Here is a 15,022-nt window from a genome sequence, read left to right as displayed (position 1 = left end):
TTCCTTTACTGTTAAGTTACTGAGGTGGGTTCTTCATTGAACCAATATTGTCGTACTTGGGCAATAAAATAAAGGGAGCCTGTCACTAAGTAAAAATCCTCATTACTGTTGACATGGCGTTTAGCTAACCAGTCACGAAAATGCGCAACTTTAGGATATTTTGCCGGATAAGCGTCCAAAGGATAGGCCTTTGGATGAGAAAAAGTCGTCACCTGCAAGTCGCCCTGGTCTCCTAGCAAATCCAGCATCTCTGCAATGGGTTTAGTATCAATAGCAGCAAATAAAATATGGATTTTTTTGAGGGCATAGCGCTCTTTTAAAACCTCAATCAAGGCCAAAACACTTTCTCTGTTATGGGCACCATCAATCATGACATTCTGAGCCAAAAGCTCCGTGCGCCCCTGCCAGTAACTCTCTGCCAGACCACGCTTAATAGCGGCTACAGTGATCTTAGGAAATCGCTTGCGCAATAAGCAAGCAGCCATGATGGCCAAAGCCGCATTGGACACCTGATGCTTACCTGGCATAACCACATCAATGCCAGCAATTGAAACTTGATCCGCGGTAAAATAAAAACCCTGCTCTGCTTTTTGTAAATTAAAATCACGAGAAAATTCATATAAAGGTGAGTTCAGCTGGGCTGCCTGCTCCACAAAAACCTGGCGAGCATCGGGATTGGAAATGGCGATTAAAACCGGCTCACTTCCTTTAATGACGCCAGCTTTTTGTTTAGCAATAGCCTGATAGGTTGAACCTAAGATGGCTTGATGATCTAAGCCAATGGATGGACAGATCACCAACTCAGCCTGAAAAACATTGGTAGAGTCATAAAGGCCGCCTAAACCTGCTTCGATTACTGCGATGTCTACCGGATGAACCTGACCAAAATACACAAACATGATTAGCGTAATTAATTCGAATTCTGTCAACTGGCCAAAGCTAGTTTCTTGGATTAGCCGTTTGGCAACAGGTTTGACCCGATTTGCTACCAACACTAAATCAGCTTCAGAGATCATTTGCCCATTAAGACTGATTCGCTCTTTGAAATCCATAATGTAGGGTGATGTAAAAGTTCCCACCTCATAGCCAGATTGCGTTAATATATGTTGAAGATTATTTACAGTAGATCCCTTGCCATTCGTACCAACCACATGCACCGCTACTAACTTTTCTTGAGGATTATCTAATGCTGCCAAACACCAGCGCATACGCTCTAATCCTGGTTTGATACCAAATTTTAATTGCCCCTGTATCCATTCTAGAACTTCTTGATAAGTCATGAGCTACCTCTTTATTTCTCTCCTTAACTAGTATAGCACAGCATAAAAAAAGCGGAAGCGATTGCACAAAGCCACTTTTTTATATCATCTTATTATCAATTGTCCGATACAACTAAGCCATCTTGATCAACCGATAAAGCAAGAACCTCTCCAGCTAAATTAAGCTTATGAAGTGTCTCTAACAAGTCAGGAACCACTTCCATAGGACATAAGGAAATAACAGTCGGTCCAGCCCCTGAAAGATAGGTAGCATAAGCACCTACTTGTTTGGCGGTATGTTTAATTTCTTGAAATTCAGGAACTAGCTTTTGCCGGTAAATTTCATGAAATTGATCATTTTCAATAGCACGTCCAGCTTCAACCATATTGCCTGTTAAAAGGGCGGCAATGGCAACATTGGCAACAGAAGAGGAGGTGACTGCTTGCTTATAGGAAAACTGCTGCGGCAAGACCGCCCGAGAATCCGTTGTTTTTAATTCATAATCAGGAATATAGGCTACTATTCCGACTGTGGGAAAGGGAGCCTTAATATAAGAGACATCGCGATTAACTTGTGAGGCTATGATCAAGGAACCAAAAATCGCTGGCGCAACATTATCTGGATGCCCCTCAATGGCTGAGGCAATCGCAAGCTTCCGATCAGCTGTCAAGTCTAGATGAGCTAATTGGTTGGCCAACTCAACTCCAGCAACAATCACGGAAGACGATGCCCCAAGACCTCTGGCCAAAGGAATATCTGAAAGCATTCGCAGGCGATGAGGTTGTAAATCCGGAGCAATTTGGAGGGCTGTCTGTAAAAGCAAATTACTTTTGTCATGGGCAATCCCATCTAGTGTATGTTCAATAAACCACTCATCTGCTTCTTCTAGCACCTCTATTTCAAGGTATTTTGATAAAGCAACACCAACTGAATCAAATCCAGGTCCTAGGTTGGTTGATGTTGCAGGTACTTTAATGAGCATCTTCGTCTCCTAACACTTCAAAACGTTCAATGAGGTGAGGCTGGCCGTTTCCTAAAAAACACAACCCAACTCGGTGCTAACTACTTTTAGTCAATAACAGTGCCATCTTTAGCAAACAAAATAGATCCTGTCGGAAATCCCTATCCATTCACTAAAAAAGCTCCTGGTCTGTTCCCATTAATATGCAACTGGTATGAATACCTAATAAACTTAGATGAATGAAATCAGCAAAAATGGGTACAAATACCCAGCTGATTTGCTTTAGTGGCATGTCAAGATAGCTAAACTTTTTCAACATTCCATTTACTTCATTATACCAAAAATTAATGGCAAAGACAGCGTTTCCCCTCAGCAATCACTAAAAAAAGCTCCCAAAGCTGATTTAAAGCTCATAAAAACATGGTATAATAAGGTATTGATTTTATAAAGGAGTTTACCATGCTAAAACGTATGTTATCTGGGCTTGTAGCCATTGTCCTTTGCTTAACACTTGTCCTTGGACTTCTCACCTTTTTTAAGCCAAATTTGGTAAGGACACTCATCCATCCAACCACAACACGACAGGTGTCAAGAGCCACTCATAAGCCAGTAAATCAAAGTAAGACCAACCCTTCTTCTCAGATACCTCAAACTAAAAAGGCAAAGCAGCAAAAGGCCAACTGGCAAAAAACAAAACAGCCGGTTGCTTTTCCCATTCTCATGTATCATGCCATCCATGTGATGGCCCCGCAAGAAGCTCCAAATGCCAATCTCATTATTGCTCCTAAGCTATTTGAAGAGCAAATCAAAGCCCTGAAGTCAGCCGGCTACTACTTCCTTACTCCTGCAGAAGCCTACCGGGTTTTAACCCAACAAGAAAAACCAGCTGAAAAGATTGTTTGGTTGACTTTTGATGATAGTATGATTGACTTTTATAAAATGGCTTACCCCATTCTTCGTAAATACCAAGCAAAAGCAACCAATAATGTCATTACCGGCCTGACTCAAGCCAAAAGTCCAGCCAACTTAACATTAGAGCAAATGAAAGAAATGAAGCAAGAAGGCATGTCCTTTGAAGACCACACCGTCAACCATCCAGATCTCGCACAGTCTGATCCTGCTACTCAAGAAGCAGAGTTAGCTGACTCTAAAAACTATTTAGACCAAGAACTGGACCAAACAACCACCACTGTTGCCTATCCTTCTGGCCGCTACACTGAGCAAACCTTAGCCATTGCTAAAGCACTTGGATATAAACTCGGGCTTACCACCAATGAAGGCTTAGCTAGCCAAGCAGATGGTCTGCTGTCTTTAAAACGTGTGCGCATGATGCCAACGACTTCTGCCCAGCAATTGCTAGCCCAAATCGCCATAGCAAATTAGACCTGTAGCTTTTGATGTCTATACAAGCATTTTTTAAAAGCTCCTCCTTTTCTCAAGACACTGATAAGATCTTGAGAAAAGGAGGAGCTTTTAGTGCATAACAAAAAAGATTGAAGAAAGCAGCACAAGAGGGGGCTTTCTTCAATCTGAGCGGCTGACTAAGCTTAACAGTTTAATCATTCATTCTTAACTGCAGTGCTTGTCTTTGATAATGCTTATAGAGTAGGCCAAAATGGCCACGATGGTGCTTGCGCCAAGGCTTATCTCGTCCACAAAAATGAAGAAACAACGTATTTGCAACAATCCAATCATCATTACATTGACCTGAACTTCTCAAATAATAAAGCTTTGCCATTCGCGTGTCGAAGTTATAATAGTCATCGGCAATAACTAAGATTTGATGGCCATATAGTGCATTAAGAATATCCTGGTCAGGTAAAAAGAGCAAGGGGCCTTTTTCCTCTATAAATGTCAAGATGGTTTGTCGTTTAACAGTAGTGCGAATAGCCTGTAAATTCATTAACAGAACCCCAGAATTTACATAATTGGAGGCCTCGAAGTTACCCAACCGGAATTTATTCATCAGCTCTGTCACATTTCGTTCCTTAGTATGACTTGCTGCTGCATACAAATAGTCTCCCAAATGCATATGATAAAAGCTGGTAATGTCATTTAGACAGAGAATATCCGCATCAAGATAAAGAATGCGCTCAAGTTTTTTAGGTAAAAATTCATGTGCTAAGAGACGATAATAAATAGTCTCAGGGTATCTATCACTAGTAGGGGCCTCGGAAAATTGATTGTCACCAATCACTACGGGATGATAGACGACACGCTCAAGCTGTTGACAAAAATCCCTAATGTCAGCATCTTTTTGCAGTAAATCTCTTTGCAAAACATAGACATCAAATGTTGCCTCAGGGGTCTGTTTGACCACAGAATATAAGGTGACCATAAATTGGTCCACATAACCGTCATCAATTGAAAATAAAAGGTTGATTGGTTGCATACGGGCTCCTTTATCTAATCAAAATCTATTATAGCGACTTTTGCAAGAGTTTTCAAGAAGGCATCTAGCACCAAGTTAAAGACATGATAATTGGCAAACTTCCCTTAGCTACTAGGAATGTCACTGGTCCATACCAAGTACCGTACTCAAGATACACTCACGTCTTCCTTGGAGATAAAACACTACTGGACCAGCCTCTTCATTCTTAGAATTGGACTTTTTTTCTGCCAGCAAACATCACCAAACCCTTATGCTAATCCCCCAATATATACAATGACTGCTTTTTCTCGGGTGTCAGCACGAAGCCCTACTTAGTTGCAAACTAAAAAGCACTGCCAATCACAGTGCCAAAGATCATCTAAGTTGTTCTATTTATTGTGTATTTCGAAAAACAAACCATTTACTAAGGATATAGTTGACAACAATGACCACAACTTGGCCGATTAGGGTTTCTATACCATTGATACGCGTCACATCATTTTCGACAAATTGACCAATAAGCCCAGGAAAGCGTTCAACGAGAAGGTAAGCCATAGCGACATCCAAAGCCAAAGTGACTAATCTAGCTAGGCCAAATTTGATCAAACGCGCCAGCCATCCGGTAGAGACCTGCTTAAAGACAAGGATGTCGTTGGTCACAAAGGCAAACAAAATGGCAATAATGTTTGCCAAAGTCGCTGACAGCGTTGCCTGGCCGATTAGCCAAAACAAAAACAAGCGACTAAGGATATAAACCAAAGTTGTCAGTATCCCAAAGATAAGGTATAACACCAACTCGTGATGGAGGATTTTCTTAAAATGAATCAGCATGTTTCTCCTGTTTTTGAATGAGACAGAGCTAAGCTGTCTGCTGAGGCGAGCGCTATAGTTAGCACCTAGATTCTACCAGCTCTGCTACTTTAGGTCGGTTTCTTTGATAATATAAACAGGCCTTTTTTTAGTCTCTAAAAATATTTTGGCCACATATTTTCCAAGAATGCCCAAGCAAAATAGCTGAAGACCTCCAATAAAAAGAATGACAACAATCATACTAGCCCAGCCATCAACACTACCACCGACTGTAAGCTTACGCACAATGACAAAAAGAATACCAAGCAAGGAAGCGACAAACGACATCAAGCCACTATAGGTAGCAATACTGAGCATGGCTTCAGAAAAATTAATGAAGCCTTCTAACGAGTAACGCACCAATTGCCAAAAATTCCAAGAGGTCGCACCAGCTACTCGCTCCCGATTATCAAAGGCAATGTAATAGGTATCAAAACCCACCCAAGCAAAAATCCCCTTGGAAAATCGATTTACCTCTCCCATCTCTAAAATGCTATCAACCACTTGCCGAGTCATCAAGCGAAAATCCCGAGCACCATCAACAATCTTGGTCTCAGAGACAGCGTTGATAATTTTGTAGAATTGCTTCGCAAAAAAGGTTCGAATCAAAGGTTCCCCTTCGCGGTTTTTACGACGTGTACCAACAATGTCATAACCTTCGAGAATCTTCTGATACATGGCACCAAGGAGTTCAGGCGGATCCTGTAAGTCTGCATCCATGACAGTAACATAGTCCCCACTTGCATAATCCAAGCCCGCAAGTAAAGCACTCTCCTTACCAAAATTCCGAGAAAAGGAAATAAAATGGACATTGTCCCACTTAGCACTGATTTGCCTTAAAACCTCTAACGTCTTATCATTTGAGCCATCATTTACAAAAATATAATCAAATATCAACCTATCTGCTAACCGGCTTTCATATTTTTGTGTCTCTGCCAAAAAAAGCTCAATTGTTGCCTCTTCATTATAGCAAGGAACCACAACCGACAAACGCTTCGTCCTATCAGCCATAAACTCACCTTCTCCTTATTTACACATTCATGCCATTTAACTCATCTATTTTATCACAAAATTGATTTCTTGGAGACATTTTCTTGCAAATCGCAGATAAAACCTGACTGTTTGCCAAGCTTTGCTTTGGTTACGAAAAATGTGAAAATTGCAAGTAAACAGCGCCAGCTATTCCTTAAACTGGTGCCAAACTGCGCTTGCCGCCCCATCATTTAGGAACTGAGCTCTTTAAATTAAAAAACAGAAGGCTAAATTTTAGCCTTCTGGGTATTCATGTGGTGTCTTGATAACTGCCTTGCTTGATAATGTTTAGCAGCCCTCAACACCAGCAGTTAACAATGTGTTTAAGCTTACTTGTTTGTGATCTTACTGATCATCATATTTTTTCTTGGACCGTTTAAAGAGGAATCCGCTCGTCAACAGGGCAAGCATTCCAGCGATTATTCCCTGACTCTTCTTATCTGCAGTGTTAGGAAGGACTTGTTGCAGCGTAGCTGTTTCAGTTAGCTCGGTTACCTGTACTGGTTTTGTGTCTAACTTGCTTGCTTTAGATTCTGCCCCTACTTCTTCTAAAGAAGGCTTCGCTGGGTTAGGGTTAACATCTGGAGCTGATACTTTTGGCAAGTCGTTTCCTTGCTGCGGCTGCTCAGATGGCGCTTTTGGCTTTTCTTGGTTAGGTTCTTGTGGGAGTGTATCAGTGTTTTTATCTGGATCAGTAGCCTTAGCTTTATTGAGCAGATCTGATAGCTTCACAGTCGCAAAATTACCAGCCTTGTCTTCAACAACTACTGTTAATTGCTCAAGAGCAACAGCAATCTCTTCACCATCACTTTGAATGATTTCTGGCAGCTGGACTTTTCCGTCTTTGTCTACTGGGAAGTAGTGATAAAGCGTTTGTTCACCCAGCTCTTCATCATTTGAAACATAGGTCAAGACTAGCTGAACACGGTAGACAGGTGTCTGAGTCACCTCTTTAGACAAGTCCAGAGTGACTGTGCGATCATTGTCCTCAAAGTGAGCACTTAAAGGCAGCATTGGGGCCTGCGTGCTAACTTGAACAAGGAAATCAGTCTTTTGCTGAATTGCTCCTTCAGCAACTGGGGTATAAAGTAAACGATAAGTGTACATACCATCAGCTACTATCTTTTCAGCTTTATCTAAACCTGACCATTGTAATAATTCCATCGGTGTATGACCAGCATTTCGAGTAGAATCATTAGAGAAATTTTTACGATAAGAAGGTACTGATTCGCTTTCCCAAATAATGTTTCCGTCTTTGTCAATAACTTGAGCTGAAATATCTTTAACATTTCTTAAGAATGTGGCTTGTGGGATAATCTCATCGCGGTTACCATCCTGATTAGGTGAAATCGCAAAGTATGGTTGATGGTTTGCATCTACTTCTAAGACATGTATCATTTGTTCGTTGACATCACGCTCAAAAGTACCTAAGATGATTCGCTTAGGACTTTCTGGAGCTAATTCTAGCTCGCCATCATTATTAACATAATCAACATAACCCCATGAGGCAGACTGTGTCAGAAGTGCAGTATAGTTATTGGTCTCAAATGGAGCATTTTCATTATATTCCAATTGGTCTTTATGATCAGAAGGATTTGGAGTGTAGTAGAAAGTTCCCTTTGAAAGATTATTGTAAATAGACTCTTCAAGAGCATCTAAATTAGCAAAGTCACCTTTAAAACCGACAAATGGGATACTCATTAATTCAGTAGCACTCGTTTCAGTTTCTTTAAAGCGTACAAAACCTTCTAAGAAATAGCCCTTGGCCATTTGCTCTGTTAATTTTTGAGTGAATTGACTGGTATCAATGGTGAATTTTAATTGAGTCTCTTTGCCGCTTAGGCTGACCTTTTGCCATGGAGTATCCAGTAGAGCTTGAGGTTTGAGGGTGAAGGCGCCATTTTCCACCTGATCTGTTACCACATTAACCTGATAGAATAAATCTTTGTTTTCTTTTCCAAGATTATGGATTGTAACCATTACTTCAAATTGGTCACCAACTTGTTTAAGATTAATTTTTGCTTTTCTATCAGTTCCTGTCACATAGTAGTGAGCGGCCATTGCTTTTTCTGCATCAACTACTCCTGCACCTTGTTGCCGAGGTGAATAGTAAGCCTGACTATCTTGACTATATAAGGCTGTTGCCGAACTCATTAGAATGTTTTTAGTCATTTCTAACAATTGCTTAGGCGTTAAGTTCATATCCTTATATTTTTCTGCCAGGTGGCTTTTAAGCATTGCCATAATTCCTGCTACATGAGGAGCAGACATACTAGTACCAGACAGGGTTTGATAGTCATTATTATAAGCTGATGAATAGATTTCATAACCAGAGGCAGTTATATCCGGCTTGATATTTCCTTCAGGTGTCACACCCCAACTAGATTGTGGCAACATACGATTACCACCCACACTCTCAACAACTTCAAAGTCATGGTTAAATGTTAAAGTAGGACCTCCGCTCTTTAAGCGATTACCTGCTGAGTTACTCATCACACCCACAGGTAATTCTCGATAAGGAATAAGAAAATTACCTTCTTTAACCTGATCATTGAAAATAACTACGCCAGCAACTCCTGCTTTTTGGGCATTTCTGATCTTAGTGGCAAAGTCAAGGCCGCCACCACGCTCAATAAGAGCGAGTTTTCCTTGGAAAGCTGTGGCATCAAAATCTTGCTCTGTACCATAATGGGCATAGACTAAATCGTAAGTTTTTCCCTTATTAAAAGGTTTAGAGGTTGTAATAGGAATTTTTAGAGTCTCGCCATTAACAGTTGCTACTACCACCTCACTCAATGTCGCTGCTGCCTCATAACTAGCAACACTCAAAGTATTCTCTGAAATGGCTGGGCTGTTAACAGTCCCGTAATCAGGATGTAGAGCGCGTGGCTTTCTGTAATCCATGCCAAAGGCACCCTCATTACCAGCTGCAACCACAAGAGCTACGCCTTTTTCGGCAGCTAATTGTAATGCTGCTTTCACCTTGTCATTAAGAATATTAAGGGAGTCTGCAGCTCTTCCAAGACTCATATTGATGGTTTGAGCTCCTAAGTTGACCGCATCAGTAATTGCTTGTGCATAAGATTCTGAAAATTTATCTGACATACGTTCAGCAGCAATTCTTTCTGGAATCCGCAGCAGCATTAACTGAGCATTCGCAGCTAATCCTTCCATCAAAAATCCATTTGCAGCTGGACGCTTACCATTTCCCGCTAAAATTCCTGCAACATGCGTACCATGTAGGATATTTCTGGCTTCTGGTCCATAGACGTCTGCCATTGCCGCTGCTGCATTTCCAATGATTTCTGTATTTTTATCATAATTATGAGCAAAAACAATCTTATCATTAATCCATTTCCCATAAGCAATATTTTGCTCAGCTTTTAATTTTTCAAAGTCTTCCTTAGTGCGAAGCAAGCGTTTGCCGTCGGTTTGGTGATCAATACGGAAAATCTCATGATTAACATCAAAACCTGTATCAATAATCGCCACTAATGTGCCTGCACCTTTTTGAGTTGCAGCTTGTAATCCCGTAACCTTAGAAGGGTCCACAACAGTTAATAATGACTTGCTACCAGGAACACCTTCTTCCTCATAAGCAATTGGGGTACTTTCTGAACCATCTAAAGTTAAGGCTAATGTATCTAGATTGTCAGCTTGATTTTTAGGAGAATCTAGTGTTGACTCTGCTGCGTCAGGCTTAGTCAACCCCTCATCCTCAAGTCCAAGTCCCAGTGTCGATAGATCAAGATCCTTTGATAGTTCTTCTAATAGTTCATCTTCGGTTTTACCATCAAGATCAGCGGTTAAATCAAGATCTTCAACAGAGACTGTACCCTTGACCACAGTTTCACTAACAGCTGGCATTGCCTGCTCTTGTGCATTTGCGGCCTTTTCTTCTGCTTGGATCTGATTACAGTGCATCAGTAAAATACTAGTCGTAATAAGTGTTAATTTTAAAATTGCTTTTTTCGAGTGACGGTTGTTCACTATATGTTTTCCCTTCAAAATAAGTCTGTATATTATATTACAATAAAGTTAAAAGATTAACAATAGGTTTAAGTAAAATAATGGCTACTTGGTCAAAAATTAAGCAGCAAGACTGCATTCCTGCAACTCTAGGTTAGTTTTAAAGCAGCATGAAGCATCAGCAAGTTCAAAAAACATTCTGTTTATGGCATTTCCTATCAAGGAATTTCTTAGCTTATGTTTTGTACAAGGACCTAATTTCAAGTAACGTCAAGCATCTCAGAGGAATCCTTCTTATTACATTAAAATACTCTCATTTTCAAACCTTGTGATGCTTATTCTCTTATCTTTTAAGAGAATAAGCAATATGACAGCTAAAAGCAAAGAGCAAAGAGCTTTGTAGCCGATAACCAGCCACTTTAGATCGGCAAATTAGCTGTCAAACATCCAAAGGTCGGGGCACAGATGTCCACAGCCTTTGCTAACTTTCTTCTTATTTAAAAGACTAATAAATAAACGATGACCAGACCTGAAACAATTAAGACACATGGAATCGTGTAGGCCACAATCTGGTTAAATTTGAGTTTGAAATTGGACAGGTAAGACAGAGCCCAAAATGGCACAATCAAGTTAGTTGTCGCATCTCCCAGTTGATAGGCTTGTAAAATTTTCCCTAGATCATTGCCAACTTCAATCGTTGCAGGGACAATGTAGGGCGCTTCAATCACAAATTTAGAGCCACCTGATGGTACTGCAATGTTAAGCAAGGCTGAATAAATATAAGCAAAAACGGGCCAAGTGGTACCATTTGAGATATTGACAAAGAAGTGAGAAATCTCTAGTCCCAAACCTGTACTTTGAATAATCCCAAAAATACCGGCATAAAAGGGAAATTGAAGCACTAAGCCCCAAGAAGACATCACGCCGTCTTTAAAGAGTGACGCGTAGTAATCAGGACCTTGTTGACCGCAAAGTAATAAACCTAGACCAAGGAATAAGAAGTTGAAACTATTCAAATCAAGGCCAGATAAGCCCACTACTGAGAAGTGATAGAGGCTGTAACCAAAAATGGCTCCACCAATAAGGTACATCACCACCCGTGAAGCGTTCATCTTCTCAGCTGGTGTATTTCTAGGAATGACGATATGTGAGGCCCCGTTAATACTATTTTGATAGATCTCATCATCCAGTTCCATAATTTTAGCGTCGTCTTTTGGATGTGCTAACAAGGCAAAACAAAGGGGTACTAGCATACACACAATCAAAAGACTGATGAAAGGAACATTTAAAACAGATTCTGTTAAGGGAACACTTTCAGGTACCACCTGTTTATAGGCTTGTGCAACACTGTTGCGCAAATAGTTTGGCGTTGCCGAATAAAGAACGGCTGCCCCTGACAAACCAGAAGTTGCTGGTAAAAAGGTAAAGAATAAGGTTGCAACAAACAAAGGGGTGTGAACTTTAATTCCTTTTTGTCGGGCTTGGACGAGCAATTCTCTACCAAATACAATCGCCACCATCATGCCTAATCCCCAATGTAAGAAACCAAAAACAGATCCTACAATGATTGAAAAGATAAAGATTTGCGTCCTTGTTTGAGGTAGTTTTGCTAAAAATTTAAAGAGTTTATGAGCTGGTGGTGAACTAGCGACTGCATTTCCGGTTGCCAAAAGCACTGTCATCTGCATGGCAAATGATAAGAGTCCCCAAAAACCATTGACCCAGCCATAGATAATTCCGCCTGTTTTTTCTGCACCAATCAAGGGACTATCTGTCATAAATATAGCCATTGCTACCACTAAAAAGGTTAGGATAAAACAGATAAACAGCGACTCTGGCATCCATTTCATGAAGCCATCAATGTAACGATCCATAAATCTTTTTTTGCTTTTGATATCATTCATGTTGTTCTTTCCTTTCGTATGGTCTGAAGAACTTTTCCCTATTTATCACACGATCTTTTTGACGAGTAGTTGTAAGCGCTTCGTCGGTTGTCATCCAGGTCTGTGTTACTTTTTTAAAGTTTTCATCCACATCTCAATTATGACAGCGTTTTCAAAATAAACAACTATCTCTTTTTTATTGCTGCCATAAATGCTTCTTATGGACGTAAGCCTAGCTCATACAATAGAGTCACCATCAAGTGACAATGAGAAAAATTAACTATGGCAAACCAAAGCTCGTGTTGGCCAAGAACTTGAGCAGTCAAACAAGCTATGCTGATAGCCATTTTCAAAGAAGGATAGCAATAAGCTGTTCGTTCAACTTGTAAATCCTTCCAATAGCCTTTATCACGGGGGTTAAGAGTATGAAGTATAGGCAGATGAAGCAATCACTTAGAAATAAAAAAACCAGATGCTTAACACGTATAAACACCTGGTTTTTCTTGTTAATCACGTAATTGTAAAGCAAACTTTTGTGGCAGGCTAGCGTGAAAGCCTTGACTCCTTTAGGAGTTTACAGTTTACTTTCATTATCTGAGCAAGGCTAGCCCATTTGATTTTTTCAGTAATGTAGCCTGCCAAGTCTGAAATAGAGAACTAGCTATACCAGGACAGGCCAGCTTAAGGCACTCATATAAAGACTATCAGAAGCTGACTATCTAACCTTTTGCCATACTTAAAGCAACCCCACTTGCTGCTTGAATATCATCAAAAGTGAAGCCTTCGCTAATTTCAATCACCTTAATACCATCAGGTGTTACTTTAAACACACCCATTTCTGTGATAATAAGATCAACAACCCCCTTTGCTGTTAGAGGTAACGTGCATGCTTTTACAAGCTTATGTCTACCTTTATTGGTATGTTCCATCGCTACAATCACTTTTTTAGCGCCAACTAACAAGTCCATTGCACCACCCATGCCAGGAACCATTTTCCCCGGGATGAGGTAGTTGGCAATATCTCCATTTTCTGCGACTTCCAAAGCACCTAAAACAGTGAGATCAACGTGTTCTCCGCGAATAATTCCAAAGGAATCGGCACTATTAAAGAAAGCAGCGCCTGGATAAACAGTAACAGGCTGACCACCTGCGTTAACAATCACGGATTTGGGATCATCTGATTTGGGGCCTAAACCAATAAAGCCATTTTCAGATTGGAAATAAACTGTCACATCGTCAGGCACAAAATTAGCTACTTTTGTTGGTAAACCAATTCCTAGATTAACCAAAGCAACATCTGTCAATTCTTGTGCGACACGCTTTGCAATACGATTTTGAATCTCTTCTTTACTTAATTCAATGGCCATAGCTATGCTCCTTCTTCAACAATATAGTCCACAAAAATATGTGGCGTGTGAACATATTCGGGTTGTAAGGCACCGACTGGCACCACTTCTCTGGCTTGTACAATCGTAGTCTTAGCACAGGCTGCCATCAACTGGTTAAAATTATTTTCTGACCCACTATACTGTAGATTTCCAAGTTCATCAGCCTTATTGGCAAAAATCAAGGCAACATCTGCTTCAAATGGGTATTCTAACAGATAAGTTCTGCCATTAATGGTTTTCGTTTCTTTTCCTTCAGCCACCAAGGTTCCTACGCCAGTTGGTGTGTAGAAGCCTCCAATACCATAAGCTCCGATCCGGATTTTCTCTGCAAAGGTTCCTTGGGGGATGAGCTCGACGGTGGTTTCTCCAGCAGTCATCTGTCGTCCTGCCTCTTTGTTTAAACCAATATGGGTCGCATAAATCATCTTAAATTGGTGTCCAGCAACCATTTTGCCAACTCCTCGGTCAATGAACCCCGCATCATTACAAATTAAGGTTAAGTCTTTTGTGCCTTTTTCCACCAGTGCATCAATTAACGCTTCTGGTGTTCCATTAGCCATGAACCCCCCCACCATAATCGTATCACCATCTTTAATATGACTGATAGCCTCTGCGATTGAAATTGTTTTACTCTTTTTCATACGATTACCTTCTATCTTGCTACAATTAAACTTTGACCTTGTCCACCACCGATACAGAGTGTGGCTAGACCATAGCGCGCATCACGCTTAGCCATTTCTGCTAGTAGAGTCACTAAAATACGGGCACCAGAAGCACCAATTGGATGGCCTAGGGCAATTGCACCACCATTGACATTAACCTTGTTATCATCAAATCCAAGGTCTTTAGAGACTGCCAAGGCCTGAGCCGCAAAAGCTTCATTTGCTTCAATTAAGTCCATATCATCAATCGCTAATTGTGCTTTTGCAAGGGCTTTTTGTGTCGCAGGAATCGGACCGCAACCCATAATACTTGGATCCACACCAGCACTAGCATAGCTAACAATTCTAGCCAAGATTGGTAAGCCCAACTCCCCAGCTTTTTCCTTACTCATCAACAAGAGCGCTGCAGCTCCATCATTAATTCCAGAAGCATTACCTGCTGTTACCGTTCCGTTGTCCTTCAAAAAGGCTGGTCGCAAGGCTGCTAATTTTTCGGTAGTTGTATCAAATTTAGGGTATTTGGACTTGGTATAATAAAGTAGACACAAAATTAAGTGGAAACGAGGAAAAGTCATTATGCCAAGAAAAACCTTTGATAAAGCCTTCAAACTCTCTGCTGTAAAACTCATCCTTGAGGAAGAGCAGTC

General features: G+C 40.7%; 11 protein-coding genes. 1 reads left to right on the top strand and 10 read right to left on the bottom strand.

The window, feature by feature from the left end:
• Positions 1-11: 11 nt before the first annotated feature.
• Entirely contained in the window at positions 12-1,280 is a 1,269-nt protein-coding gene (locus tag GWD08_RS04975; RefSeq protein ID WP_159564556.1) for a bifunctional folylpolyglutamate synthase/dihydrofolate synthase, read from the bottom strand.
• Positions 1,281-1,375: 95 nt separating this feature from the next.
• Positions 1,376-2,242, bottom strand: a complete 867-nt coding sequence (gene thrB, locus GWD08_RS04970) for a homoserine kinase (protein WP_159543799.1) — start codon at positions 2,240-2,242, stop codon at positions 1,376-1,378.
• Positions 2,243-2,680: 438 nt separating this feature from the next.
• On the opposite strand from thrB, the gene GWD08_RS04965 reads away from it, so the two are divergent.
• Complete coding sequence (locus GWD08_RS04965; protein ID WP_159564554.1) at positions 2,681-3,604, top strand: polysaccharide deacetylase family protein; 924 nt, start codon at positions 2,681-2,683, stop codon at positions 3,602-3,604.
• Between the two features lie 172 nt (positions 3,605-3,776).
• On the opposite strand, the gene GWD08_RS04960 is transcribed toward GWD08_RS04965, so the two are convergent.
• From GWD08_RS04960 to GWD08_RS04925, 8 genes are all read right to left on the bottom strand, one after another.
• Positions 3,777-4,613 (bottom strand): glycosyltransferase family 8 protein, encoded by an 837-nt coding sequence (locus GWD08_RS04960; RefSeq protein ID WP_159548095.1) that lies wholly within the window; start codon positions 4,611-4,613, stop codon positions 3,777-3,779.
• A 372-nt stretch (positions 4,614-4,985) separates the two neighbouring features.
• Positions 4,986-5,423: a GtrA family protein gene (locus GWD08_RS04955; RefSeq protein ID WP_201447706.1), complete on the bottom strand. Its 438-nt coding sequence runs from the start codon at positions 5,421-5,423 to the stop codon at positions 4,986-4,988.
• An 84-nt stretch (positions 5,424-5,507) separates the two neighbouring features.
• The gene (locus tag GWD08_RS04950; protein ID WP_159564552.1) at positions 5,508-6,452 is read right to left on the bottom strand and encodes a glycosyltransferase family 2 protein; all 945 of its coding nucleotides are present in this window, start codon (positions 6,450-6,452) and stop codon (positions 5,508-5,510) included.
• Positions 6,453-6,818: 366 nt separating this feature from the next.
• Positions 6,819-10,463 (bottom strand): S8 family serine peptidase, encoded by a 3,645-nt coding sequence (locus GWD08_RS04945; protein ID WP_159564550.1) that lies wholly within the window; start codon positions 10,461-10,463, stop codon positions 6,819-6,821.
• 476 nt (positions 10,464-10,939) lie between these two features.
• Positions 10,940-12,346: a short-chain fatty acid transporter gene (locus GWD08_RS04940; protein WP_167547766.1), complete on the bottom strand. Its 1,407-nt coding sequence runs from the start codon at positions 12,344-12,346 to the stop codon at positions 10,940-10,942.
• Positions 12,347-13,044: 698 nt separating this feature from the next.
• Positions 13,045-13,692, bottom strand: coding sequence for a 3-oxoacid CoA-transferase subunit B (locus GWD08_RS04935; protein ID WP_159564548.1), 648 nt, complete (start codon positions 13,690-13,692; stop codon positions 13,045-13,047).
• 2 nt (positions 13,693-13,694) lie between these two features.
• Positions 13,695-14,354 (bottom strand): CoA transferase subunit A, encoded by a 660-nt coding sequence (locus GWD08_RS04930; protein ID WP_159543807.1) that lies wholly within the window; start codon positions 14,352-14,354, stop codon positions 13,695-13,697.
• 11 nt (positions 14,355-14,365) lie between these two features.
• Positions 14,366-15,022: acetyl-CoA C-acyltransferase (locus GWD08_RS04925; protein WP_159564546.1), on the bottom strand; the 657-nt coding region annotated here is incomplete at its 5' end.

This window comes from Streptococcus halichoeri (assembly GCF_009870755.1).
Taxonomy (GTDB): Bacteria; Bacillota; Bacilli; order Lactobacillales; family Streptococcaceae; genus Streptococcus; species Streptococcus halichoeri.
Note: the sequence above shows the minus strand (reverse complement) of the source record. Positions and strands in the feature narration are given on the sequence as shown.

Excerpts from the sequence above, each read along its gene's own strand:
- GWD08_RS04930 (WP_159543807.1), bottom strand. The coding sequence starts at position 14,354 with ATGAAAAAGAGTAAAACAATTTCAATCGCAGAGGCTATCAGTCATATT.
- GWD08_RS04965 (WP_159564554.1), top strand. The coding sequence starts at position 2,681 with ATGCTAAAACGTATGTTATCTGGGCTTGTAGCCATTGTCCTTTGCTTA.
- GWD08_RS04950 (WP_159564552.1), bottom strand. The coding sequence starts at position 6,452 with ATGGCTGATAGGACGAAGCGTTTGTCGGTTGTGGTTCCTTGCTATAAT.
- GWD08_RS04975 (WP_159564556.1), bottom strand. The coding sequence starts at position 1,280 with ATGACTTATCAAGAAGTTCTAGAATGGATACAGGGGCAATTAAAATTT.
- thrB (WP_159543799.1), bottom strand. The coding sequence starts at position 2,242 with ATGCTCATTAAAGTACCTGCAACATCAACCAACCTAGGACCTGGATTT.
- GWD08_RS04960 (WP_159548095.1), bottom strand. The coding sequence starts at position 4,613 with ATGCAACCAATCAACCTTTTATTTTCAATTGATGACGGTTATGTGGAC.
- GWD08_RS04955 (WP_201447706.1), bottom strand. The coding sequence starts at position 5,423 with ATGCTGATTCATTTTAAGAAAATCCTCCATCACGAGTTGGTGTTATAC.
- GWD08_RS04935 (WP_159564548.1), bottom strand. The coding sequence starts at position 13,692 with ATGGCCATTGAATTAAGTAAAGAAGAGATTCAAAATCGTATTGCAAAG.
- GWD08_RS04940 (WP_167547766.1), bottom strand. The coding sequence starts at position 12,346 with ATGAATGATATCAAAAGCAAAAAAAGATTTATGGATCGTTACATTGAT.